Origin of the sequence: Anaerococcus urinomassiliensis (assembly GCF_900128425.1) — a bacterium.
GTDB lineage: Bacteria > Bacillota > Clostridia > Tissierellales > Peptoniphilaceae > Anaerococcus > Anaerococcus urinomassiliensis.
The window spans coordinates 173,855-195,631 of record NZ_LT635782.1 but is presented as its reverse complement, the minus strand read 5'-3'; the positions used below and the strand labels follow the sequence as shown (position 1 = coordinate 195,631).

Here is a 21,777-nt window from a genome sequence, read left to right as displayed (position 1 = left end):
CTTCCACCCCTAGGGGTGGAAAGTAATAAGCTAATACCAGAACTAGTAAACTACAAGTTCTGGTATTAGGTCCAACTTTATGGGGTCACCTTATCTCCTAGCAAGGGTCATTTTCTTTGATATTAATCTTCCATTCTAATTAGAACCGCATCACCTTGAGCTCCACCAGAGCATATTGCTGCAACTCCTAATTTGGCATTTTTTTGCTTCATAGCGCTTACTAATTGCATGATAATCCTACCACCTGTAGCTCCTATTGGGTGACCAAAGGCAATAGCTCCACCATTTACATTTAGTTTTTCATCTGGTATTGCAACTATTTGTTGAGTTCTATTTACAACCGCTGCAAAAGCTTCATTTACTTCAAATACATCAATATCGTCTACAGTAAGGTCATTAGCTTCTAAAAGCTTCTTGATTGATTCTCCTGGCACATCTACTATATATGGTGAATCTTTTGATACCCAAGCTGTATCTACAATTGTTGCAAGTGGTTTGATTCCAAGTTCTTCTGCCTTGGCTCTACTTGCTATAACGAGGGCTGATGCACCATCATTTGTTGCTGGAGCATTACCAGCTGTAACGGTATTTTCTTTGAAAAATAGACCAGATAGTTTTGCTAGAGTTTCTTCTGTTACACCTTTTCTAGGTTGTTCATCCTTGTCAACTATGATTGGATCGCCTTTTCTTTGTGGAACTTCAACTGGAACTATATCTTCATCTAGGCGACCTGCTTCCATAGCTTCTTCAGCTCTTTGTTGGCTTATTGCAGCCCATCTATCTTGTTCTTGTCTGCTTATCTTATACTCAGCTGCTGTTTTACCTGCAGAAGACCCCATGTGTTGGTCATACCAAGGGTCCCAAAGTCCATCAGTCACCATGAGGTCCTTAAATTCTACGTTAAACATCCTATGTCCCCATCTCATATCCTTACTTGCAAACGGTGCATTGGACATCGATTCCATACCACCCGCAATTGCAAGATCTATATTGCCAGCACGAATCATCATATCAGCAAGTGTTACTGCTGTAAAACTTGATGCACAAACCTTATTTATTGTTTGTGAAGGCACAGACCAATCAAGACCTGCAGCTCTTGTAGCTTGTCGGGATGGTATTTGTCCCTCACCAGCTTGCAAAACATTTCCCATAAGCACATAGTCTATATCACTATCATTAATACCAGCTCTATCAATGGCTCCACGGATTGCAATACCACCAAGTTCGGTAGCTTCTAGTGGCCTTAATGCTCCCCCAAATTTACCAAATGGAGTTCTTGCATAGGCAAGTATAACACTTTCTCTTTTTTCCATAATTCTTAAGCCTTCCTTATATTTTAAAGTTTTTATACAATTAATTAACTAGACACTTACACTATATTACTAAAATAGTTTTTTGCAAACATTTTCACTTAATAATGAATTTTTATAAAATTATAGTGACTTTGTTTACCTTATAATAATATTTAAGGTTAAACTAACAATATAAATTCATATAAAAATGGGGCTGTTGCAAATTAATAGATAACTATCGTTACATCATTAGAGTGCACTACCGAAAAGTTTGAGATTTAGCCCGCCGGCTCGTGGAGGCATTTAGCCCGTCGGCTGACAGAGACCTTTTCGGGAGGGTGCTCGAATGATTTTGTAACGATTTATCTATTTTGCAACAACCCTATTTTATAGTTTGTTTTATTTATTTGAAAGTCTCCAAATACCTAGTTTTTCAGCTTCTTTTATTAGTTCATCTCTATTATCTGGGTGAGCTAATTCTATTAAAGCTTCTGCTGCTTGCCATGTTGATAGGCCTTTGAAGTTTTTGATACCTTGTTCTGTAGCTATATAATGGGTGTTACTTCTAACTGCAGTCGCTTGGGTACCTGGCTTAAATGTAGGAACGATATTTGATATCCTCTTACCTTCCTTATCAACTCTAGAAGATTTAAGGGCAACTATTGAACGACCACCCTTAGATCTATAGGCACCTAGGATAAAGTCAAGAGCTCCACCTGCTCCAGAAATATGTCTTGTTCCAACTGTTTCAGAAGAAATTTGTCCCCATAAGTCTACTTCCATAGCAGTATTGATAGATACAAAGTTATCCAAGGATGCTATAGCATCTATATCGTTGGCATAATCTACTGGAACTGCCATTAATTCTTCGTTTCCATCTATATAGTCATAAAGTTCTTGGCTACCTGCTGCAAAAGCATATGTTTGACGTCCTATATCGTGATTTTTCTTTTTGCCTGTAATTTTGCCAGCTAATGTCATATCTACAAAGGAATCTACATACATTTCAGTATGAACACCAAGGTCTTTTAGGTCTGATTTAGCAATTTCTGAGCCTATAGCATTTGGAAGTCCACCTATACCAATTTGTAGGCAGTCACCATCTCTTAGAAGTCCCACAACGTGCTCAGCAACTTGTAGTTCTTCTTCACCAAATTTTGCCTTACCAAGGGTTAGCATATCACTGTTTGCTTCATAAACATAATCAACGTCTTTGATATTGATATAGTTTTGATATCCACCTAGAGCAACTGGAACATTCTCATTTACTTCAAGTATTATTTTGTCAGCCATTTCAAAAGTAGCCATTGTGTGGCTTGTAGATAGACCAAAGTTGAAGTTACCGTGTTTGTCCATTGGTGAAACTTGAGTTACAGCAACATTTAGTCTTTCGCCATTTTCCCTTACATATCTTGGAAGTTCACTGTATTTGATAGGAATGAAGAAAGCGCCATATTTGTTATTGTTTATTAGACTTCTTTCAGTTCCTGATGAATGCCAAGAATGGTAGATGAAGTGTTCGCCTGTTTGGTCAGCTTCTCCTATGGCAAGTTTATAAGGAACAACTCCACCTTTTATCTTAACATCGTGAAGTTCATCCACTCTCTTTGCCAAAGCTTCATCGAAAGCCTTTGCTGTTAGGGCACACCAACCTATATCTACCCAGTCGCCATCTTTAACCATTCCAGCAGCTTTTTCTGCTGTAATTAGCTTCTCTTCATACATTTTTTTATAATCCATAATGCTTCTCCTCAGTTTAAAATCGTTTTCTTATATTTAAATTATATCAAATTGATATTAAATATCAACAAAATACATTTTGTAACAAAGTTTTATATAGATAGTAAATACTTTAGCCAACAACTATAAAAACTTTTTCATCCTTTATTTTACTAATTTCACCAAATCTAAAACTGACCATATATGTACAAAAACCTAGTCCAAAAGCTCGGAGGAAACCTGCATTTTCCACCCATGATGCTGGAGTCCTCTCAAAAACCCTATTCGGGTTTTTTCGCTTAGTTCTCTGGACTCATTGACAAGCTATAAGCTTGTCAATTCATCTCAGAGATGGCCGATTATAAATCGGCCACCCTAGATCGTGAATCCTCTCGATGACTACTGCGTAGACATCTCGCTTAGTTCTGCGGATTCGCTTGTTGCTTCGCAACTTCGCTTATCTCGCAGATGAAAAATGGTCCAGGAGCTCGGACACACCTTGCAGTTTCCACCCTAGATCGTATCCTCTCGATGACTACTGCGTAGACATCTCGCTTAGTTCTGCGGATTCGCTTGTTGCTTCGCAACTTCGCTTATCTCGCAGATGAAAAATGGTCCAGTAGCTCGGACACACCTTGCAGTTTCCACCCTAGATCGTATCCTCTCGATGACTACTGCGTAGACATCTCGCTTAGTTCTGCGGATTCGCTTGTTGCTTCGCAACTTCGCTTATCTCGCAGATGAAAAATGCTTCGCATTTTCCACCCATGATGCTGGGACTACTTATGATACGGATGTCCATTTATTATCCTGTAGGCCCTGTATATTTGTTCTGTTAGTATTACTCTCATCAGTTGATGGGGGTAGGTCATTTTTCCGAAGGATAGTTTTTTGTTGGATCTTTGGCTTACTTTTTTTGCTAGGCCATTTGAGCCTCCTATTATGAATACTAGGTTTCTGCCTAAGCCTTCGGCCATTTCGTTTTCTATGAATTTGGCAAATTCTATGCTGTCAATTTGCTTGCCTAGAATTTCTAGGCTTACTACATAGTCTTCTTTGCTTATTTTGCCTAGTATTCGCTCCCCTTCTTTTTCTTTGACTTGTTCTAGTTCTTTTTCTGATAGGTTTTCTGCTGCCATTTCGTCTGCTACTTCTATTATCTCTACCTTGTTGTAGGCTTGCATTCTTTTTAAGTATTCTTCTATGGCATCTTTGTAAAATTTTTCTTTAATTTTTCCTACTGCTATAATTTTTATGTCCATTTTATTCCTTAGCTTTAGTTGTATTGATTTTGTACGTAGTGAACGTAAGAATCATAAATTTGGCTGTAGCCTTCGTTTACTAAGGCATTTTTGACATATTCTTTTATTTCATCTGTTCTAAATACTTTTCTATTCCTTTCTTTCATGCTTTTTTCAACGTCTTTTATCAATATTTCAATATCTGATGTGTTTAGTTGTTGTTTGTTTTCATCTGCAGCATTTTTTATGGATCTTATTAGCTTATCGAATGAATATTCTTCTATGTTCCCGCTTCTTTTGATTACAAATGTCTTCTCACTTGCTGAATTGTCTAGGTAGTTTTTTATTACATCAATTTTTAACTTGTCCATTTCATCTGATAATTGGTCTATGTTGTAGTTTTTATCTTTTAGGTATTCGTTTACAATATTACTTAATTCACTCATTTTGATCCTTCCTTTGTTTTTGTTATTACTTTGCTTTCACGATTTTCTGCTATTTCTTCTGCTCGTTTCTTAGCTGTTTGCTTTTTATCATAGTAGCCTTCTACTTGATCTGCTCCCTTTGATTTGACTTGCCACTTTTCCTTATCGTGATTGTAGGAAACTTCTACATCGGCATCTTGGAGTCTTGCTCCGCTTTTTCCTTCAGATTTCTTGTGATCTTTCAAATCTTTTTTGCGTATTTGCTCTTTTTCATCCTTTCTAGCATCACTTGCCCAATCTTTGGCTTGGGCTATGGCTATGGGGATGGCATTGTCTTCGTCATAGCCATCTTCTAACATAGCATTGGCAATGTCTATTGCCTTATCTCTTATTACCTTGTCCAAGTTTTTCATTGAGTTTGGATAATTTCTTCTATCAAATGCCATCACTCACCTCTTTTACTTACTTTATATATTTCTACCCATTTACATATTATAATGCCTACTTGGTAGAGTTACTATTTCAGTCATATCACTTGGAAGCCCTATATCTCTCTTTAGGGCTGCAAAGGTTATGGAGTTTTTGCCATATTTTTTTCTAATCTTGTATAAGGCAGTATCAACATCTTCACTTTTTTGAAACTTCTCATGGTTTAAAAAAACGTCCATTTGGCTGCCTCCTCCCTGGCCTCTAAGGTTGATGGCACGAATACCTACTGCTCTGACCGGAAAGGCCCAGCGGTATTTTTCTTTGAAAAGTTCCATAGCTTCCCTTACTAAGATTATTGACGATTGACTTGCCATATTTATTTTTTTTGAAAAATTGAAACTTTGTAGCTCACTATTTCTAATAAAAACTTCAACCCCCATGGCCTCAAGTTCTGCCTCTCTAAGCCTTCTTGAGACAGAAAAGGATAGCTCTTGGAGGACGCTTAAGACTTCCTCGTCACTATTTAGATCTCTTCTTGTTGTAGAGCTATTACCTATGGATTTGATAGCTTCTTTGTGGTCACGGTCGATGACAGGCCTTATGTCCATACCATTACAATATTGCCATAGGTAAACACCATTTACCCCCAGCAAATTTTTCATAATATTAACTGGTGCCTGGCTAATATCACCCAGAGTAAATATACCAATTTTATTTAATTTTCTCTCTGTGGCAGGTCCTATGCCTACCATATCACTAACAGGAAGTGGCCAAACTTTTTTTCTGAAATTTTCTTCGCTTATTACAGTTGTGGCGTCAGGCTTTTTCATATCACTGCCTAATTTTGCAAAAATTTTACAAAAACTTACTCCAACACTTACACTTATGCCTATTTCTTCTTTCATTCTCTTTCTAATCTCTTCTGCTATTTCTTCCCCAGATCCAAATAAGTGAATGGATCCTGTCACATCCAAATAGCACTCATCAAGGCCAAAGGGCTCGACCTGGTTGGTGTACTCGTAGTAAATGGCTCTAGCCATCTTTGAGTGTCTCAAATATTCTTCATAGTGGGGTGGAACTATGGTAAGATTAGGACACTTGCTCATTGCCTGCCAAATAGGCTCTCCTGTCTTTACTCCCATCTTTTTTGCCTTCTCACTTTTGGCAAGTATTATTCCATGACGGTTTGCAGGATTTCCTGCTACAGCCATTGGGATTCCTTTAAGGGCTGGATTTAATTTTGCTTCTATGGATGCATAGCAAGCGTTCATATCTGAATGTAAAATTACTCTTTTCATCAAAAACTCCTATTGATATTCTTAGACTTTGAATGTATAATATAGACAACAAACGACTTTTGAGACTATTGTAAGACATTTACCGTCTTATGTCAACAGGAAATTTTTAGTCATTAAATGACCACAAGGAGAAACAATGCCATTTGCAAAAAAATTAAAAGAACTAAGAGAAAGTAAAAATATGACCCAGGAAGAATTGGCAAATTATTGCCATGTTTCCCTCAAAACTATATCAAGATACGAATCTGGCCAAAGTAAGCCAAGATATAGGAAGACTTACGATGCCCTAGCAGAAGCCTTGGATACCACCCACGATTATTTGGTTACAGATGAGGAAGATTTCATCCTATCAGCCAGAGAACGCTATGGTAGTGTAGGAGCAAAAGATGCAGAAGAAATGGTAAGAGGAGTAATAGGCCTTATGGCCGGGGGCGAAGTCCCAGAAAAGGACAAAAAGGCAATACTAGATGCCATCAGCGAAGCCTACTATATAGCCAAGACAGAAAACAAAAAATATTCACCAAACAAGGGAAAATAGATGCCTGTATCATATGATAAAATTTATTTGGATACAAAAAACTTAATAAAAAAACACAAAAGTCGAGATCCCAAAGAAATCCTAGAAGATCGTGGAGTATTTCTCTTGCCCTTTTCTACCAGGACAAAACTTTTGGGCATGTATAAAATTATAAAGAGAAACCGTTTTGTTTTCTACAATCCCTATGTGGGAGATCCAATCCTAAATATGGTTTTGGCCCACGAGCTAGGCCACGACTTCTACCACAGGGATGAAGTCAAGGATGGCCTTGCAGAATACCAACTTTTTGATATAAAAACCGATATGGAGATAGAAGCAAATATCTTTGCAGCCCATCTCTTGATAAACGAAGACTCCCTCATAGATGACATAAAACAAGGTTATACTTACAATGAGCTGGCAAGTCTTTACGATGTAAACGTCAATCTTATGATTTTTAAGCTCAATGAAATGCATAGGATGGGTATGCCTATTGTAAAAAATGAAGCAGACTCAAAGTTTTTTACTCAAATTGATGGCAACAATGAAAATTTTGGTAATTACTAATGATTGAAAAAACTACAGAACTTGTAAAAGAAATTTTAAAAAGAGAAAAAAATATCAATATTGCTGTAGATATGACAGCTGGCAATGGTTATGATAGTAAGTTTATTTTGGAAAATCTTAATCCAAAAATCCTCTATGCCTTTGATATCCAAAAAGAAGCTAAGAAGAATACAGAAGCCCTCATAGGAAATAGAGATGATTTTAAATTTATCCTAGATAGTCATGCCAATATTGATAAATACATAAGAGAAGAGATTGATTTGGCCCTATATAACCTAGGTTACTTGCCAAGGGGAGATAAAAATATCACCACAAAAGAAGCTTCTACCCTAGAGAGCTTAGAAAAGGTCCTAAATTTACTGGCAAAAAATGGCAATGTCCTTATTACAGTCTACCCAGGCCACAAGGAGGGTCTCTTAGAAAGTCAAAGCCTAGAAATATATTTAGGAAATCTAGACCAGAAAAAATTTGTAGTCCTTGAACTCTCCTACAAAAACCAAAAAAATATGCCCCCATATGTATACATGGTAGGCAAAAAATAATCATAGAAAAAGGTTAGCTACATATTTTGTAGGCTAACCTTATTTTTTAGTCATTTACAACTCTATACTTACCGTCAATCTCTCTGATAACAGATTTCTTAAGTCCAGTATTTATAGTTGAATTTCCCCTTGGTCTATTGATATCTTCATCTATACTTCTTGAAGCTTCAATTTCCCTATCGCTTTTTAGGAAATAATCGTAAATTACAAAATCTTCTATATTTTCAACATAACCATCAGAAAATGTTATGGTCGGGTCATCCCATGTTGTATCTATGTTAAACCAATATCCATCTATCTTGACCATATTCCAAATATGAGCTTCCCCTGTCTTCTTTGAAAAACCAGTTGCATAGCGCACGTCAAGGCCTGCCTTAGTTCCTAGCTTATCAAATAAAGTTGCATAGGCGTTGCAAACTCCACCATTGCCAAATAGGATACTTGATGGGTGGTGGATGGAGTATCCTCCGCTCATATCATTGCTATCGCCCCTATTGTAAAAGTTTCTTTTTACAATAAAGTCGTGGATTTTGAGTGCTTTTTGATAGTCACTGTCGCTTGGACTGATATTTTCGCTAACCCATTGATTGGCAAAATCTTCGACCATTCTTTCTGACTCATTTCCTTCCCTGTAGATTACAGAATAGGTTGCTGAGTCGACATAAACCTTGCCAGCCTTGGATTTATTTGGATTGTACTTGGTAGACACATTTGCCTTGTCATACATACTATAGTAAAAATACCAGTCTTCTTTGGCAGTTTCCAAGAACCAGTCTGTCAATTGCTTGTTATTTGAGTAAGAGTTAACATTTACTACAAATTTTTCATTTCTCTTGTCAAGATTTGCCTTTATTTGATTCTTTACCCTAATATTTGTATTGTCTTTTGGGCCGTATTTACTCTTAAATTCGTATACTTGTTTTAAGATTTGCTCTGATTCAGCAAGTAGTCTTTTTATCTTAACTCTAGTTTTACCGGAAACAGTACGCGGGAAATTTTTTAGTAGATATTCTGCTGCCGCTACCTGATATTCTAATGGTGAAGGATCGAGATTTTCTGCTAGTTCTTCATTTGATATAGCGTAGGCAGGATTTATATTCATTGAACACCAGCCAAAAGTCATGGCCAGGGATAGGGATAAAGTTAAAAGCTTTCTTTTCATATACATCCTCACTAAATTGTTAAATTACATTATTATATTAAGTATACAATTTTTGTAAGATTTATAAAGGCCTGTAAATAAAAAATCCCCTTAAGGGGACTTTTCATGTTAAACTTATTATTTTTTAAGCTCACTTAGAACTATTTCAGATTCTTTGATAAGTTCTTTTGATTCTTTTATCATTGTTTTCAACTTTTCAGCTACATTTTTCACTGTTTTAGGATAGTTCTTTAGTAAATTTTCTGCAACGTTAATTTGCATTTTATTTTTTTCAATTGAGTTTTCCAAGTCAATGATACGAGCTTTTCTGTTGCTTTCTTTTACAAAAGTATCAGCTGCATTTTTAAGATTACTGGTAGCTTCCTTTATCTCGGCATCTGTTGCGTCATTATCATTATAAACATTTTGTGCCTTGGCATAAGCTTGGCTTAGATTATCATATTCTTTTTGGTTGTATTCACCTACATGAGACTTATAAATTAATTCCTTAGCTGGATAAAGTTGAAGTTTAAGAGTAACTTTTAGCTTACCTTTTTCTTCTAATGGATTTGATGTATCCTCTATTTGATTTCTAGCTTCGAATACTTCTTGAGCTGCGGATTTAAATTGTTCTTCTGTTGTAGACTCATTTTCTAGTAATTCTTTTGCATAACCAATGCTTACTCTGTATACAGTTTTTTCTCCATCATTAGAATTTTTGTAGGCATCACTTTCTCTAAAAGTACTATCTTCTCTAACAAATCTGCTTATGGTATTTCTATAAGAAAGCTCTCCTTGTGATGCATAGCTTACATTGTCTAAAGAATGGCTAGTAGCACCTCCTAGAAAAGAAAATGTAACTACTAATGCTATAGGCAATACTTTTTTAATATTCTTCATATTAATCTCCTTTTTTTATAAAGTCTTTAATAGGGTTTCTGCTTCTTTGATGTATGCGTTTGATTCTTCAATTATCTTTAATAATTTTGATCTAACGTTCTTTATTGTGTTAGGATAATTCTTAATTAATGAGTTTACAACTTCTACTTGAAATTTGTTATCGTTTATTGCCTTTATTAGCCCGTTTTTTACTTGAATACTATTGGCAGTATATTTCGCTTCATTGTAGATTGCGTCTACTGCATCATTTATTCTCTTTGTAGCTAGCCTTAGATCCTCATATGTTGCATCTTGACGTGATAATTGAAGTTCCCCATCAGAAACGGCAGCTTCATATTCACTTTTTAACCCTTGACTAGCATAAGAAAAGTAAACTTCAGAATTTACAATCTTAACAGAAGCATCTACTGCCTTTTGTAGTTCTGCTCTTTGGTTTTCTATAGTATTTACAGTTTCTTCTGCTGCATAGGATACGCTTTGACTACTAAAACCAGTGGTCATCGGAACAAATGCTAGAGCCAGGGCTAGGCTTAGTATTTTATTTTTTAATTTCATTATTAACTCCTATCTTAAGGTAATCTTAGGATATTATCCTTGAACGTTTTCAACGTCATCAAGGAATTTTTGAGTTTCCTTTACCAATTCATTAGACTCTTTTAGTAGCTGTTCTAGTTTTGGTTTTACACTTTTGATAGTCTTTGGTTTTGTTTCTAGTAGATAGCGTAGAGCTTGTGCTTGAATCCTGTGTTGTTCTAGAGATTTCTTAAGTTCAACTATAAGAGCCTTAAGCTCTTTTTCTTTTTCGCTATCAACCTTAACTAATGAATCTTTTGCAGCCTTAAGAGCTTCAAGGCTTGTTTGATATTGTTCTTTTGTAGAATTTGTAGTATTTGCTGTAGTTTGAGCTGCAACTAGGGCTTTTTTAAACACTAAGTAAGATTTTTCTGTATATAAAGCCTTGTCAATCTTGCCAGCTTCTTTAATCTCCTCTTTTAGCTCTTCTTTTACTTTGCTAACATTTGCTAATTCTTTTATAGATCCACGAGCATCTTTTAAAGCTTTTAGGGCTTCATTGTATTCTGTTGTTGATATATTCTCATATTTGCTTAAGGCAGTTTTTGCCATTGATATAGCTTTTTCATAAGAATTTTGTTGGCTTAAGCTAGCATTTTTGTAAGCATCGCTTGCTTTAAAACTAGCATTATCATAGAATAAATCTCGTAATTCTTGTGTATTTACTTCTGTACCAGTCAAATTATAATACTTTTCTAGAACTTTTGACAATTTGCCATTAATCGTATTTGTAGCAGTATCAAATTCGTTGTCTGAAACATAAGATTTAACATTTTCTGGACTATATTCTGTTATTGTTTTTTCAAAATCTTTTAGACTTCCATCAAATAAATATTTCTTATCATTATTTGCTTCATTGATATATTTAACTGAATTTTTTACTTCTTTTAGTTCAGCTAATCTAGCAATAGCATTTTTATAAGCCTTTTCATATTTTTCTTTAGATGTAATTGCATTTGTTTCACTTGCACTTGTATCAGCTGCAAATGAAGTTTTCACGCTTGGTGTAACTACTGATAAAGCAAGAGCCAGTGCTAATGCAGGTTTTAAAAATTTGTTTTTCATATTCTTCTCCTTCTTATTAAGAGCTTCTATTTATGTGCTAGCATTATACCTTTTGCTAGCTTAAATGAAAAGCTTTTAGTATCTTATCAAATGAGAGTATTCTTCTGGTATACGTGGTGGATTCACTTGTAATTTTTCCCCAGTCAAGGAATAAATCAAATCAGCCGCTTGTAATTTTAGCTCGTGAGATTCGACCAAAAGATTGACTAGTTTTTCTTCCTTTCCCTTGATAGTTTTTGGATATCTTTCTAGTATTTCTTCAATGGATTTTACACTTATGTCGTTTTTATAGAAAGATTCTTTAAGATCTGTAATATAAGCTGCTTCTTTTTTGTTCTCTTTCTTATCTTCATCTTTGTTATCAAGGTCTTTGTTTTCTGATTTGCTATCAGATGGCAAATTTTCTTTAATTTGTCTATCAGCTTTATCGAGACCGGTAAGATCACCAATTTGATCCATTTGGTCATAAAGTTGATTTAATAGCTTAAGAGCTTCTGTTTCTGATGCAAAAGAAGTAGATGGACTTAGGATAGCTATAGATAAGGCGCAAACAGCACCAATCTTTACTGTATTTTTAAAGTTTTTCATAAATTCCCCGCTCCTTAAAATTATATAGATTTCTATTAAAATATTACCCAATATAGGAGCTTTGAAACTTAGTAAGCAAAAAAGACCCCGACATTGGGGTCTATCTCTATCTAGGCTATATCTACATCTTCTTTGTTAACAGTTTCAATTTGAGCCTTAGTTTTTGCAGCTATTGGACCATTTTTGGTCACTAGTACTTTTGAATTTACAATCTTATCCATTGCAACTTTCACTTCTTCATTTGCATATTCTTCCTTTGGATAGTCTATTGTAAAGGATTTGGCGCTTGCTAGGTCGTCTTTGAAATATAACTTTAACTTTCTACTTGTCATCTAATCCTCCTTATAGTCTTTCTTCCTTGATAAGATAAGCTTCATGTTCATCGCCATTATTTAAACTAGCAAAGGCTTGGACAAAAGCTCTTAGTTGTTCACTTGTGGCTTTTTCATTAATCTTTGAAAATGTCTTTGATACTTTCCTATCAGTATTGTCAGCATCTGTTACTTTAAATCTGATTTGTAATTTCATTTCTTCCTCCTATTTTTTTGTAAGTTGCCTTACACTTATATATAGAATATGAGAAAGAAAATTCCCGATTTATATAAGGAGTTGATTATCTTTAATTAGAATAAGAGTCCGACCGTGATAAGCTTTAGCTAAAACTATTTGCTCTTAGGCTTATTTTTGTGTATTAGCCCAGCTTAATGTTTCCTTTATAATTGCTTCTGTATCTTCTTCCCTTACCCTAAGTTCATCAAAAGCCACGTCTGTTGATAACCTAAATTCCATAGAGTTTGCCCTTAGCATATTTACTTGGCGTATACCGTGTTCTACGCCCTTTTTATCTGTAAGTTCTTGGTCTTCTTTGTAGGCTTCTTCCAATTCTTCAAAGCTCATAATTTGAAGTTTTGTTTTTTCTTCTTGGCCTAGTTCTTCTACAATCTTTTTGTAGAAATCTTCATATGAAATATATCCAGTTGCAAGTGGATATGTTCTCCTATGTTGGCCGTTTTCTAGGGCAGATATGGCAGCTTGACCTACTTGGTTAGCTGTAACTGTAGCAGCTCCTCCACTGGTTACAGGCATAAAGTCTTGGCCACGGAGCATATCAACAAACATTGACCATAGAGGAACCTTGCCTTCCATGGTTCCAAATATATATGGAAGTCTAAGAACTGATACATTCATTGATCCCTCGCCAGCATACATAGCAAGCTTTTCTTGTAGAAGTCTTGTTTCTACGTAAGGCTCCTTGTGGTAGTTATGCTTTCGAAGCTCTGCATTATTTTCTCCAAACTCTGCCGTGTATGAACCAAATACAACAAAGTTTTTGACTCCCGCTTCTTTAGCAAGATGGGCAAGTCTTTGAGTTGGAAAGACGTTTTTTTCGTAGAAAAACTTACGGGCAGGTTTTTCAGGTACAATTCTCTCGTCAACGCCACCTGCATAAACAAATCCATCGCAGTCTTTTAACATGGCAATAATTTCTTGATCAGAAAGATTGAAGAAGTTTGTAATGATAAATTCAACTTTGTCTTCTTCTTTAAATTTCAAATTCTCTGGCAGTTCCACTATATCAACTGTCTTTACGCTATATCCCCTATTTACTGCTTCTTTTAAAGTATGGTAACCCAGAAACCCAGCTCCACCAAGGACGAAAATCTTATTTAATTGCTCCATAAACCCTCCTAATTATTGTTAATATAATCATAGCTTATATTGTAATAAGCTTCCACAGCTTCTTGTTGGGTGCCTCTTTTTAGCTCTTCTACTGCTTCTTTGCCTTTTAAAATCTCAACTAGTCTCATAGCAAGATATACTGTGGTTGCTGCACCTCTACTAGTTGTAATATTACCATCAGTAACTACGATTTGGTCATCAATATAGGCTCCTACATTATCAATTTCTTCTTTCATAGTCGGAAATGATGTTGCTTTTTTATCTGCCAAAACTCCAGCACGGTTTAAAACTATAGGACCCGCACAAATTGCAGCTATTACTTTGTTCTTTTGATCGAATTCTTTGATAATATCAATTACACGATCGTCATCACGCAAGCTTTCGGCACCCTTTGTACCACCTGGTATATATAAACCTAGGTAATCATCTGGATCGATATCTGAAATATGCTTATCTGCAATTATTTTTATGTTTGACTTTGTTCTAACCGTTAGATCATCCATAACAGAAACAGTATCGACATTGACACCAACCCTGCGTAAGTAGTCGACAACCGTTAATCCTTCTACATCTTCAAAGCCATCAGCAAGAAAAACAATAAATTTATCCATAGTTATCCTTTCCATTATTTTACATTCTTTTAAGATATATACCCCTTTTGAAATGAAGCTATATATCCTAGCAATAAACTTTAAAGTTTATTAATCGATTGTATTGATTCACATTAAAAGAGCCCCTGCAATCATGCAAGGACCCTCTTACTAACGATAATACTTATTTTCTATCTTTTTAAGGATGATTTAGAATCTTTATTATATATTCCTTTTGTTTTTTCTGTACCTTCTATCCTTCTTTCTGCAAGTCTATTTGCAGCAATGTTTGTTGGAATATCTTCATTTTTGGCAATTTCAAATACTTTTAGGATTTGTTCTCCAATTTTATCAATTTTCTTGTTGGCTCTTTGTCTATTGAAACCACCGTATAGTTCATCGTGGCAATTGATTACTCCACCCGCGTTTACTATGAAGTCTGGAGCATATAGGATACCCGCATCTTTTAACATTTGACCATGGCGTTCTTCCTTAAGTTGGTTATTGGCAGAACCACATATTATATCAAATTTCATCTTATCAATTGTTTGATCATTTACTGTGGCGCCTAGGGCACATGGACAATATATATCTCCTTGCCAATCCCACATTTTATCAGGGTCAACTATAGTAAATCCTTCTTTTTTTGCATTTTCAATCAATTCTTGGTTGATGTCGCATACGGACACATCAGCGCCTTCTTCTTTCAAAAAATTAGCAATTTCACTACCTACATGGCCAAAACCTTGGATTAAGATTTTCTTATCTTTTAACGAGTCATCGCCGTATTTTTCTTTAGCTGATGCCTTAATAGACATATAAACTCCGCGAGCTGTGGATGGAGATGGGTTGCCACTAGTACCTGGCTTCATGCTTGTTCCAAGTACATAGTTTGTTTCCTGGTATACATAGTCCATATCTTCTTCGCTTGATCCTACGTCTTCAGCTGTGATATATCTGCCTTCAAGAGAATCTATATATCGACCAAGAGATCTGAGCATAGCTTCTGATTTTGGATGTTCTTTATCCACCATTACAACTGTTTTGGCACCACCTGCCCAAATACCACAAGCGGCATTTTTGTAGGTCATGCCACGAGCTAGTCTCATGGCATCTTCAATAGCATCTTCTTCTGAGTCATATTCCCAAATTCTCATTCCACCTATAGCTGGACCTAGAACTGTATTGTGTATGCAGGTAACTGCACGCAAGCCTGTTTGTACGTCATTCATGAATATTAGTTGTTCATAATCATGCTCTTGCATTTTATTAAATATATTTGCCATAGTATACCTTCTTTTTTTATTTAATTGTCGCTATTTTCTATTCTTTAGAAAGCTGAATACGATTGATCAGCCCACCATTGTTCTTGGTGTAGTTTTGTATGTTCGTCAAATTGATCAAAGTGCATTTTTTCCCATTTAATCAACTCAGTATACAATTTCTTTGATTTTTCTTCTTCTACTTTTTCGCTAGCTTTCTTGTAAAAGTCTAGTTCGTTATATTCTATATACAAAGCATTCTTAAGGGCAGATATGATTAGTTCACCTTCAAAGTCATCAGCCTTTGAGTCTTCAAATATAGCTGTTGTTTGGTAAGCATCATAATTTTGTTCTAGCTTATCACTGCCTTCTTCCAAAGAAGCTAGTAAATCTTTGATATAGCTTACGTGTTCTTCTTCTTGGATAGCTATTGATTCAAATATTGCCTTATAATCTCCATCTAGTTTTTCGTTAAGTGACCTATAATAATCAATGGCATTTTGTTCAAATTCCAATGCATATCTTGCAGTTGTGATTGGATCATCGAATATAGACTCATCATATTTAAACTTTGCTTCAAACTCCTTATTTGCAGCAAGGGCAAATGATTTTGGTGTTTTTCTATATTGATCTTTTTGATCATTATTTCCAGTTTCATTGTTTTTAATTAAATTCATTCCTTCATCAAGAGCCTTTTGGTTTGCTGGGATTAAGTGTTTTTTCTTATCTCCAAAAACTTTTGTGAAAGCTTCAATGATTGAATCAAGTTTTAGTAAATTAGTAACTTCAAGAAAAGAACCAAGCATTACCATATTTGCCATTTTTATATTGCCAAGTTCTTGGGCTTTGCCACTTACAGGAACTTCATAGATATTGATTTTATCGTTTTTGTAACCTTTTGTATCAATTAGTGAAGTGTTTATGAATAGATTGCCACCTTCTGATACCTTGTCTTTGAATTTGTCAAAAGAAGGTTGGTTCATAACTACCATATCAGTTGCAATATCAACGTTTGGAGCTCCGACCGGATCATCTGATATTACTACAGAGCAGTTTGCAGATCCACCTCTCATTTCTGGTCCATAAGATGGATACCAGGAAACTTCTTTGCCTTCTACCATGCCTGCATAGGTTAGCATTTGACCCATAGCAAGTACACCTTGACCACCAAATCCTGCACATAAAATACGTCTTTGCATACTATTACTCCTTTATTCTTCCTAATGGATAGTAAGGGATCATGTTCTCATCAACCCATTTCATGGCTTCTACTGGTGTCATACCCCAGTTGGTAGAACATGTTGAAAGTACTTCGACTATGCCAAATCCCTTGCCTTCTATTTGATATTCAAAGCATTTTTTTATGGCTGCCTTTGCTTTTCTAATTCCTGCTGGAGAGTTCACTGCAACTCTTTCAACAAATTTTGCTCCGTCGATTGTAGCAAGCATTTCTGAAACTTTTATTGGTTTACCAGACCAAGCTTCATCACGGCCTTTTGGAGAGGTTGTTGTAACTTGACCTATTAGTGTTGTAGGTGCCATTTGTCCACCGGTCATACCATATATAGCGTTGTTGATAAATATTACTGAAATGTTTTCGCCTCTATGAGCTGCATGGACTATTTCATTGGTACCGATTGATGCTAGGTCCCCATCACCTTGGTATGTAAATACAAATTTGTCTGGTTCTACTCTCTTGATACCTGTAGCAAGGGCAGGCGCTCTACCATGATCTGCTAGAGTCATATCAAAATTCCAATATGCTGTAGATGGAGCTGCACAACCTACTGGAGCAACACCAACAGACTTACCATCAACACCAAGTTCTACAAGGCATTCAGCTACTAATTTGTGAACTATACCGTGGGTACAGCCTGGGCAAAAGTGAAGGGGTGTATCTGTTAATGCAGTTGATTTTTCATAAACCACTTTTTCTTTTACTTCAGTCATTATTTGCCTCCCAATATTTCCATTGCTTTATCTACTATTTCATTAGCAGTAGGTATCATTCCACCAAGTCTATTATAGAAGTGGATATTTGCTTTTCCTTCTGCTGCTATTTTTACATCTTCTATCATTTGACCATTGTTTAATTCTACAACTAGTATGTCTTCACATGGCAAGTTTTTGTAAGAATCAAATGGGAATGGCCATACCGATATCGGTCTAACAAGTCCTACTTTGTAACCATTTTCTCTTAAGATTTGGATAGCTGTTTTTACAATCCTAGCTGTTGAACCATAAGCTGTCAAAACAAGGTCGCAGTCTTCTATACCATCTGTTTCTACAACAACTTCTTTTTCCATAACTTCTAGATATTTTTCGTATCTTTTTCTGTTTATATTCTCAAGTTCTGGAGTTGATAGTTCTAGAGATGTCAAGACATTTCTATGTCCTCTTTGCCCACTATTGCCATCTGTAACCCAAGGTTTATTAGCTTTGTTTAAAGCTTCTTCATTAGGCTCTGGGAATTCCACTGGTTCCATCATTTGGCCAAGCATACCATCTGCCATTATGAAAGCTGGCATTCTCCATTCATCAGCTTTGTCAAAGGCCTTTATAGTATAATCAACAAGTTCTTGGACATTGCTTGGAGCATAGGCTAATACTCTATAGTCACCATTTCCACCGCCTCTAGTTGTTTGGAAGTAGTCTGTTTGGGAAGGTTGGATTGAACCAAGTCCTGGGCCACCACGCATCATATTTACTATAACCATTGGCAAATCAGATCCTGCTGCAGAAGATATACCTTCTTGCATTAATGATATACCAGGTCCTGAAGATGATGTCATTGTCCTATGTCCTGCAGCTGCAGCACCATAAAGCATATAGATAGATGCAACTTCACTTTCAGCTTGAAGGAAAACTCCTCCTACTTCCGGCAATTTTCTGGCAAAATATTCTGGAACTTCTGATTGTGGTGTGATTGGATAACCAAAATAACTTCTACAACCAGCTCTAATTGCAGCTTCTGCTAATGCTTCATTGCCTTTCATTAAAACTTTTGTCATAGTTTCCTCCTATACTAATTTATAAACTGAAATAACTGAGTCAGGGCAAGTTATAGCACAGTTTCCACAAGCTATACAATCATCAGCCCTTACAGCGCTTGATGGTGAATACCCCTTTGCATTGATAGTATTTAGGTCAAGCTCTAATACGTTTTTAGGGCATACGCTAACGCAAAGACCACAGCCCTTGCATAGGTCTTTTTCTATTACTACCTTTCCTAGTCTTTTTTTTGTTTCTGTCATATTTCCTCCTTAGCTCATCCAATCTGATCTGAAGTACAAATCGATAGGAAATAATTTCTCTTTAGCTTCACTAGAAACATCCGGATTGGATCTTATAGCATCTACTAGATCTCTTTTGCATACATTGTATCTAAATTCTATGCCAAGTTTTTCAGAAACTTCTTTTACAATGGCATATCCCTTAAGAACATCTTCCATCGATGTATCTTTTAACATATGAGTATTATTTATCAGTGTATTAGCCTTTATACCACCCATCCCTTCTATTTGATTCATATAAGCTATAATAGCATCTGGATTGCTAGTTTCTGGTCTATTGGTATTAATCACAAAAATATTGTCAGTATCTACTAGGTATGGCCTGTAGGTGCGAAGAATCAATGCTCCTTTGGGATCTCCTCCAACATCCAAGATAGCCTGGTAATCCTTGTTTTGGATAGGCTTTAGGATACTTGCATCCAAGGCTGGCACGTCCAAAACATCCTGATGGCCCCTAGATGATGAATAAACTTCTATGCCTTGAGTCTCCAGAAAATCCGTCTTTTCGCGAGACCTAAAATACATATTGATAATATCCAAGTCGCAGATAGCAACATTTTCGTATTGCTCTTTCAAATAAAGAGCATAGTTAATGGAAAATTCAGTCTTGCCACTACCAAAATGGCCAAAAATGATATGAATTCTATTTTCCATTGCTAACTCCTTTTTAAATATTGGAATAAGCCATTTTTACTAAGTTATCTTTAGATATATTTAAAGCCAGTGAAAACGTTATTTCGATATAGAAAAAAATTTATTAATTAACTTTCTATATGACTAGTAAGCAATCAGTATAATCAAGGCTAATAAATATCAACCTGTAAGTAATAGGATATTTAGTGCAAATATATATGTACTACTCTTTAATATTTTTCATAAAGAGTAAATTTATTAAGTATTTTCAAGCCCTAGACATCACATTATCCACATGTGACAAAGGTCAAAACATCCTCAAAGACAATCCTTAGATAAAAATTCTAATTCCTTCTAACCCCTCTCCACTAATCAATATTTATGTAAAGAGTGATAAAATATATGACAAACTTACAAACGTTTTTATATATCTTATCAATAATATAATAACACTTTATATAATAATTTACAATAATTAATGAATAAAAGATAAAAAAAATACAAAGTTGCCTATGCTTATGAAAATTCAACAAAGGTTATAACCCCAATGTTTTTAGAGCTTTAAACAGCTAATGTGTGAATTTTATTATTAATAATAAAATGAATTATTCCAATAATATCGCATAAATTCCAAATCTTTAGAATCTTCTAGCAAAGCTATAAATTAGCAACCACCAAGGTAAATAATTGAACCAAGGTCTACTAGGGGCAAATCTGGATACATAAGTTTTAGATTAGATTTTATAGCCTCATTTTTTATAAGATCATAATTAGGAGAATTCTCTATATTGCCATTAAAAATTAAAGTATCTCCTATAAGACCACAAGTCCCGCCAATAAAACCATTTGGGAAACCATCTAGGGATATATGTTCTTCCTTTAGCAAAATTACATTAATTTTATCTTTCAAAGATTTGTAAATACCATAATCTGAAGTAAGAATCTTATCCCCCATCGGAATGATAGAACACCTACTATAACCCTGCTTAGTATAAAGATGGGTGTAGGAATTACTTTCCATATAAGCTTCAATATGAGATTCTGTTACATCATTGTGAATATAAAAATTTGAATATTGGTATATATTATAAATACAATCATAAGGGTAGTTATGAGAAGCTGCCTTACCATCAATGATATTTTTAGACTTTATAAGCTCTTTGTAATAAGAACTTACATTTTTATCAATGACAATATTATTATCATCCAGAGCAAAAATAGATAAGTCGGGATGATCAGCTATGCGTAAATCGAGATTTGGGTTGTCGGTAGTTTCTATAAATGAAAAGTTATTATCATAGAGAAACTTTTTGAAACCTGATGAGGACTTGTGAGAAATGATAAGCATAAAAACTCCTAATAAAAAAGCTCTCAAAATGAGAGCAATGTGAATTGGAGGCGCCACCCAGATTTGAACTGGGGGTAAAGGTGTTGCAGACCTCTGCCTTACCACTTGGCTATGGCGCCACAATAAGCCCGTCCGGCTAAGGAAGGACCCTCCATGGAATGGTCGTGCGAAGCACGAAAGCCCGTCCGGTTAAGGAAGAATACTCCATCGAATTGCCGTGCATGGCACGAAAAAAGCCCTTTTGGGCTTTTCTTATATGGAGCGGATGACGAGATTCGAACTCGCGACCCTCGCCTTGGCAAGGCGATGCTCTACCACTGAGCCACATCCGCATGAATTAGGTTACTAATATAGTATACCATAGTATATTTTATTTTTCAAATTTTATTTTATTGTTTTGCCTTAGGATTCGCTAAGGTTGTTTTGCGTCTGTACTTTCCATTAGCTAAATTACTATACATAATGTTCGGCAGCTTGACAAATCAAAGATTTGAAACGCTGCGAACTCTGACCTACCATCCATTTCGCTATGCGAAACGGGGTTAGGTCATTATGGTGCCCAGAGGCGGAATCGAACCACCGACACGAGGATTTTCAGTCCTCTGCTCTACCGACTGAGCTATCTGGGCTTATTTACAATTACTTTACCTATTTTAAACTTAATTTTAATATTT

General features: G+C 35.6%; 25 protein-coding genes and 3 tRNA genes. 3 read left to right on the top strand and 25 right to left on the bottom strand.

The window, feature by feature from the left end:
* Positions 1–122 precede the first annotated feature (122 nt).
* The 6 genes from BQ7474_RS01975 to dinB form a co-directional block, all read right to left on the bottom strand.
* Entirely contained in the window at positions 123–1,313 is a 1,191-nt protein-coding gene (locus BQ7474_RS01975; protein WP_073997382.1) for an acetyl-CoA C-acetyltransferase, read from the bottom strand.
* A 378-nt stretch (positions 1,314–1,691) separates the two neighbouring features.
* Entirely contained in the window at positions 1,692–3,032 is a 1,341-nt protein-coding gene (locus BQ7474_RS01970; protein ID WP_073997381.1) for an acetyl-CoA hydrolase/transferase C-terminal domain-containing protein, read from the bottom strand.
* A gap of 758 nt (positions 3,033–3,790) precedes the next feature.
* Positions 3,791–4,273: a 23S rRNA (pseudouridine(1915)-N(3))-methyltransferase RlmH gene (gene rlmH / locus BQ7474_RS01965; RefSeq protein WP_073997380.1), complete on the bottom strand. Its 483-nt coding sequence runs from the start codon at positions 4,271–4,273 to the stop codon at positions 3,791–3,793.
* 14 nt (positions 4,274–4,287) lie between these two features.
* Entirely contained in the window at positions 4,288–4,698 is a 411-nt protein-coding gene (locus BQ7474_RS01960; RefSeq protein WP_073997379.1) for an ATP cone domain-containing protein, read from the bottom strand.
* On the bottom strand, positions 4,695–5,123 hold the full coding sequence (locus BQ7474_RS01955; protein WP_073997378.1) for a DUF2188 domain-containing protein: 429 nt from the start codon (positions 5,121–5,123) through the stop codon (positions 4,695–4,697). The genes BQ7474_RS01960 and BQ7474_RS01955 overlap by 4 nt, the downstream gene beginning before the upstream one ends.
* Before the next feature lie 39 nt (positions 5,124–5,162).
* On the bottom strand, positions 5,163–6,404 hold the full coding sequence (gene dinB, locus BQ7474_RS01950) for a DNA polymerase IV (protein WP_073997377.1): 1,242 nt from the start codon (positions 6,402–6,404) through the stop codon (positions 5,163–5,165).
* A gap of 136 nt (positions 6,405–6,540) precedes the next feature.
* Here dinB and BQ7474_RS01945 point away from each other — a divergent pair, with 136 nt between their 5' ends.
* From BQ7474_RS01945 to BQ7474_RS01935, 3 genes are read left to right on the top strand one after another with little or no spacing between them, the layout of a single operon-like run.
* Entirely contained in the window at positions 6,541–6,942 is a 402-nt protein-coding gene (locus BQ7474_RS01945) for a helix-turn-helix domain-containing protein (protein ID WP_073997376.1), read from the top strand.
* Positions 6,943–7,488: an ImmA/IrrE family metallo-endopeptidase gene (locus BQ7474_RS01940; RefSeq protein ID WP_073997375.1), complete on the top strand. Its 546-nt coding sequence runs from the start codon at positions 6,943–6,945 to the stop codon at positions 7,486–7,488.
* Entirely contained in the window at positions 7,488–8,030 is a 543-nt protein-coding gene (locus tag BQ7474_RS01935) for a tRNA 5-(aminomethyl)-2-thiouridylate-methyltransferase MnmM (RefSeq protein ID WP_073997374.1), read from the top strand. Before BQ7474_RS01940 ends, BQ7474_RS01935 begins: the two co-directional genes overlap by 1 nt.
* Positions 8,031–8,076: 46 nt before the next feature.
* On the opposite strand, the gene BQ7474_RS01930 is transcribed toward BQ7474_RS01935, so the two are convergent.
* The 19 genes from BQ7474_RS01930 to BQ7474_RS01840 form a co-directional block, all read right to left on the bottom strand.
* Positions 8,077–9,192 carry a transglutaminase domain-containing protein gene (locus tag BQ7474_RS01930; RefSeq protein ID WP_073997373.1) on the bottom strand — a complete coding sequence of 372 codons (1,116 nt, stop codon included), beginning with the start codon at positions 9,190–9,192 and terminating at the stop codon, positions 8,077–8,079.
* 117 nt (positions 9,193–9,309) lie between these two features.
* Complete coding sequence (locus BQ7474_RS01925) at positions 9,310–10,071, bottom strand: FIVAR domain-containing protein (protein WP_073997372.1); 762 nt, start codon at positions 10,069–10,071, stop codon at positions 9,310–9,312.
* A gap of 15 nt (positions 10,072–10,086) precedes the next feature.
* Positions 10,087–10,626 carry a hypothetical protein gene (locus BQ7474_RS01920; protein ID WP_073997371.1) on the bottom strand — a complete coding sequence of 180 codons (540 nt, stop codon included), beginning with the start codon at positions 10,624–10,626 and terminating at the stop codon, positions 10,087–10,089.
* A 33-nt stretch (positions 10,627–10,659) separates the two neighbouring features.
* Entirely contained in the window at positions 10,660–11,709 is a 1,050-nt protein-coding gene (locus BQ7474_RS01915) for a hypothetical protein (protein WP_073997370.1), read from the bottom strand.
* Positions 11,710–11,784: 75 nt separating this feature from the next.
* On the bottom strand, positions 11,785–12,297 hold the full coding sequence (locus tag BQ7474_RS01910) for a hypothetical protein (protein ID WP_073997369.1): 513 nt from the start codon (positions 12,295–12,297) through the stop codon (positions 11,785–11,787).
* A gap of 110 nt (positions 12,298–12,407) precedes the next feature.
* Positions 12,408–12,629 (bottom strand): DUF2922 domain-containing protein, encoded by a 222-nt coding sequence (locus BQ7474_RS01905; protein ID WP_073997368.1) that lies wholly within the window; start codon positions 12,627–12,629, stop codon positions 12,408–12,410.
* A gap of 10 nt (positions 12,630–12,639) precedes the next feature.
* A complete protein-coding gene (locus tag BQ7474_RS01900; RefSeq protein ID WP_073997367.1) occupies positions 12,640–12,825 on the bottom strand; it encodes a DUF1659 domain-containing protein in 186 nt (61 codons plus the stop codon).
* 150 nt (positions 12,826–12,975) lie between these two features.
* On the bottom strand, positions 12,976–13,977 hold the full coding sequence (locus BQ7474_RS01895) for an NAD-dependent epimerase/dehydratase family protein (protein WP_073997366.1): 1,002 nt from the start codon (positions 13,975–13,977) through the stop codon (positions 12,976–12,978).
* An 8-nt stretch (positions 13,978–13,985) separates the two neighbouring features.
* Entirely contained in the window at positions 13,986–14,588 is a 603-nt protein-coding gene (locus BQ7474_RS01890) for a DJ-1 family glyoxalase III (RefSeq protein WP_073998774.1), read from the bottom strand.
* 170 nt (positions 14,589–14,758) lie between these two features.
* Positions 14,759–15,853 carry a Leu/Phe/Val dehydrogenase gene (locus BQ7474_RS01885; protein ID WP_044567625.1) on the bottom strand — a complete coding sequence of 365 codons (1,095 nt, stop codon included), beginning with the start codon at positions 15,851–15,853 and terminating at the stop codon, positions 14,759–14,761.
* 44 nt (positions 15,854–15,897) lie between these two features.
* Positions 15,898–17,028, bottom strand: a complete 1,131-nt coding sequence (locus BQ7474_RS10590) for a 2-oxoacid:acceptor oxidoreductase family protein (RefSeq protein ID WP_073997365.1) — start codon at positions 17,026–17,028, stop codon at positions 15,898–15,900.
* Positions 17,029–17,032: 4 nt separating this feature from the next.
* On the bottom strand, positions 17,033–17,779 hold the full coding sequence (locus tag BQ7474_RS01875; protein ID WP_073997364.1) for a thiamine pyrophosphate-dependent enzyme: 747 nt from the start codon (positions 17,777–17,779) through the stop codon (positions 17,033–17,035).
* Positions 17,779–18,840, bottom strand: a complete 1,062-nt coding sequence (gene vorB, locus BQ7474_RS01870) for a 3-methyl-2-oxobutanoate dehydrogenase subunit VorB (RefSeq protein ID WP_073997363.1) — start codon at positions 18,838–18,840, stop codon at positions 17,779–17,781. Before vorB ends, BQ7474_RS01875 begins: the two co-directional genes overlap by 1 nt.
* A 9-nt stretch (positions 18,841–18,849) precedes the next feature.
* Complete coding sequence (locus BQ7474_RS01865) at positions 18,850–19,083, bottom strand: 4Fe-4S dicluster domain-containing protein (RefSeq protein ID WP_073997362.1); 234 nt, start codon at positions 19,081–19,083, stop codon at positions 18,850–18,852.
* A 9-nt stretch (positions 19,084–19,092) separates the two neighbouring features.
* Positions 19,093–19,776: an ATP-binding protein gene (locus BQ7474_RS01860; protein WP_073997361.1), complete on the bottom strand. Its 684-nt coding sequence runs from the start codon at positions 19,774–19,776 to the stop codon at positions 19,093–19,095.
* 643 nt (positions 19,777–20,419) lie between these two features.
* Positions 20,420–21,103, bottom strand: a complete 684-nt coding sequence (locus tag BQ7474_RS01855) for a DUF6873 family GME fold protein (protein WP_073997360.1) — start codon at positions 21,101–21,103, stop codon at positions 20,420–20,422.
* A 45-nt stretch (positions 21,104–21,148) separates the two neighbouring features.
* Positions 21,149–21,222: transfer RNA gene (locus BQ7474_RS01850), tRNA-Cys, on the bottom strand.
* 138 nt (positions 21,223–21,360) lie between these two features.
* A tRNA-Gly gene (locus BQ7474_RS01845) sits at positions 21,361–21,435 on the bottom strand.
* A 221-nt stretch (positions 21,436–21,656) separates the two neighbouring features.
* Positions 21,657–21,732: transfer RNA gene (locus BQ7474_RS01840), tRNA-Phe, on the bottom strand.
* Between the last annotated feature and the right edge of the window lie 45 nt (positions 21,733–21,777).

What these genes read in the sequence shown, in the direction of transcription:
- BQ7474_RS01890 (WP_073998774.1), bottom strand. Translation starts at nt 14,588, where the DNA reads ATGGATAAATTTATTGTTTTTCTTGCTGATGGCTTTGAAGATGTAGAA.
- BQ7474_RS01885 (WP_044567625.1), bottom strand. Translation starts at nt 15,853, where the DNA reads ATGGCAAATATATTTAATAAAATGCAAGAGCATGATTATGAACAACTA.
- vorB (WP_073997363.1), bottom strand. Translation starts at nt 18,840, where the DNA reads ATGACAAAAGTTTTAATGAAAGGCAATGAAGCATTAGCAGAAGCTGCA.
- BQ7474_RS01975 (WP_073997382.1), bottom strand. Translation starts at nt 1,313, where the DNA reads ATGGAAAAAAGAGAAAGTGTTATACTTGCCTATGCAAGAACTCCATTT.
- BQ7474_RS01875 (WP_073997364.1), bottom strand. Translation starts at nt 17,779, where the DNA reads ATGACTGAAGTAAAAGAAAAAGTGGTTTATGAAAAATCAACTGCATTA.
- BQ7474_RS01910 (WP_073997369.1), bottom strand. Translation starts at nt 12,297, where the DNA reads ATGAAAAACTTTAAAAATACAGTAAAGATTGGTGCTGTTTGCGCCTTA.
- BQ7474_RS01900 (WP_073997367.1), bottom strand. Translation starts at nt 12,825, where the DNA reads ATGAAATTACAAATCAGATTTAAAGTAACAGATGCTGACAATACTGAT.
- BQ7474_RS01960 (WP_073997379.1), bottom strand. Translation starts at nt 4,698, where the DNA reads ATGAGTGAATTAAGTAATATTGTAAACGAATACCTAAAAGATAAAAAC.
- BQ7474_RS01865 (WP_073997362.1), bottom strand. Translation starts at nt 19,083, where the DNA reads ATGACAGAAACAAAAAAAAGACTAGGAAAGGTAGTAATAGAAAAAGAC.
- BQ7474_RS01855 (WP_073997360.1), bottom strand. Translation starts at nt 21,103, where the DNA reads ATGCTTATCATTTCTCACAAGTCCTCATCAGGTTTCAAAAAGTTTCTC.
- BQ7474_RS01905 (WP_073997368.1), bottom strand. Translation starts at nt 12,629, where the DNA reads ATGACAAGTAGAAAGTTAAAGTTATATTTCAAAGACGACCTAGCAAGC.
- BQ7474_RS01940 (WP_073997375.1), top strand. Translation starts at nt 6,943, where the DNA reads ATGCCTGTATCATATGATAAAATTTATTTGGATACAAAAAACTTAATA.
- BQ7474_RS01930 (WP_073997373.1), bottom strand. Translation starts at nt 9,192, where the DNA reads ATGAAAAGAAAGCTTTTAACTTTATCCCTATCCCTGGCCATGACTTTT.
- BQ7474_RS10590 (WP_073997365.1), bottom strand. Translation starts at nt 17,028, where the DNA reads ATGCAAAGACGTATTTTATGTGCAGGATTTGGTGGTCAAGGTGTACTT.
- BQ7474_RS01915 (WP_073997370.1), bottom strand. Translation starts at nt 11,709, where the DNA reads ATGAAAAACAAATTTTTAAAACCTGCATTAGCACTGGCTCTTGCTTTA.
- rlmH (WP_073997380.1), bottom strand. Translation starts at nt 4,273, where the DNA reads ATGGACATAAAAATTATAGCAGTAGGAAAAATTAAAGAAAAATTTTAC.
- BQ7474_RS01935 (WP_073997374.1), top strand. Translation starts at nt 7,488, where the DNA reads ATGATTGAAAAAACTACAGAACTTGTAAAAGAAATTTTAAAAAGAGAA.
- BQ7474_RS01945 (WP_073997376.1), top strand. Translation starts at nt 6,541, where the DNA reads ATGCCATTTGCAAAAAAATTAAAAGAACTAAGAGAAAGTAAAAATATG.
- BQ7474_RS01860 (WP_073997361.1), bottom strand. Translation starts at nt 19,776, where the DNA reads ATGGAAAATAGAATTCATATCATTTTTGGCCATTTTGGTAGTGGCAAG.
- dinB (WP_073997377.1), bottom strand. Translation starts at nt 6,404, where the DNA reads ATGAAAAGAGTAATTTTACATTCAGATATGAACGCTTGCTATGCATCC.
- BQ7474_RS01970 (WP_073997381.1), bottom strand. Translation starts at nt 3,032, where the DNA reads ATGGATTATAAAAAAATGTATGAAGAGAAGCTAATTACAGCAGAAAAA.
- BQ7474_RS01895 (WP_073997366.1), bottom strand. Translation starts at nt 13,977, where the DNA reads ATGGAGCAATTAAATAAGATTTTCGTCCTTGGTGGAGCTGGGTTTCTG.
- BQ7474_RS01925 (WP_073997372.1), bottom strand. Translation starts at nt 10,071, where the DNA reads ATGAAGAATATTAAAAAAGTATTGCCTATAGCATTAGTAGTTACATTT.
- BQ7474_RS01920 (WP_073997371.1), bottom strand. Translation starts at nt 10,626, where the DNA reads ATGAAATTAAAAAATAAAATACTAAGCCTAGCCCTGGCTCTAGCATTT.
- BQ7474_RS01955 (WP_073997378.1), bottom strand. Translation starts at nt 5,123, where the DNA reads ATGGCATTTGATAGAAGAAATTATCCAAACTCAATGAAAAACTTGGAC.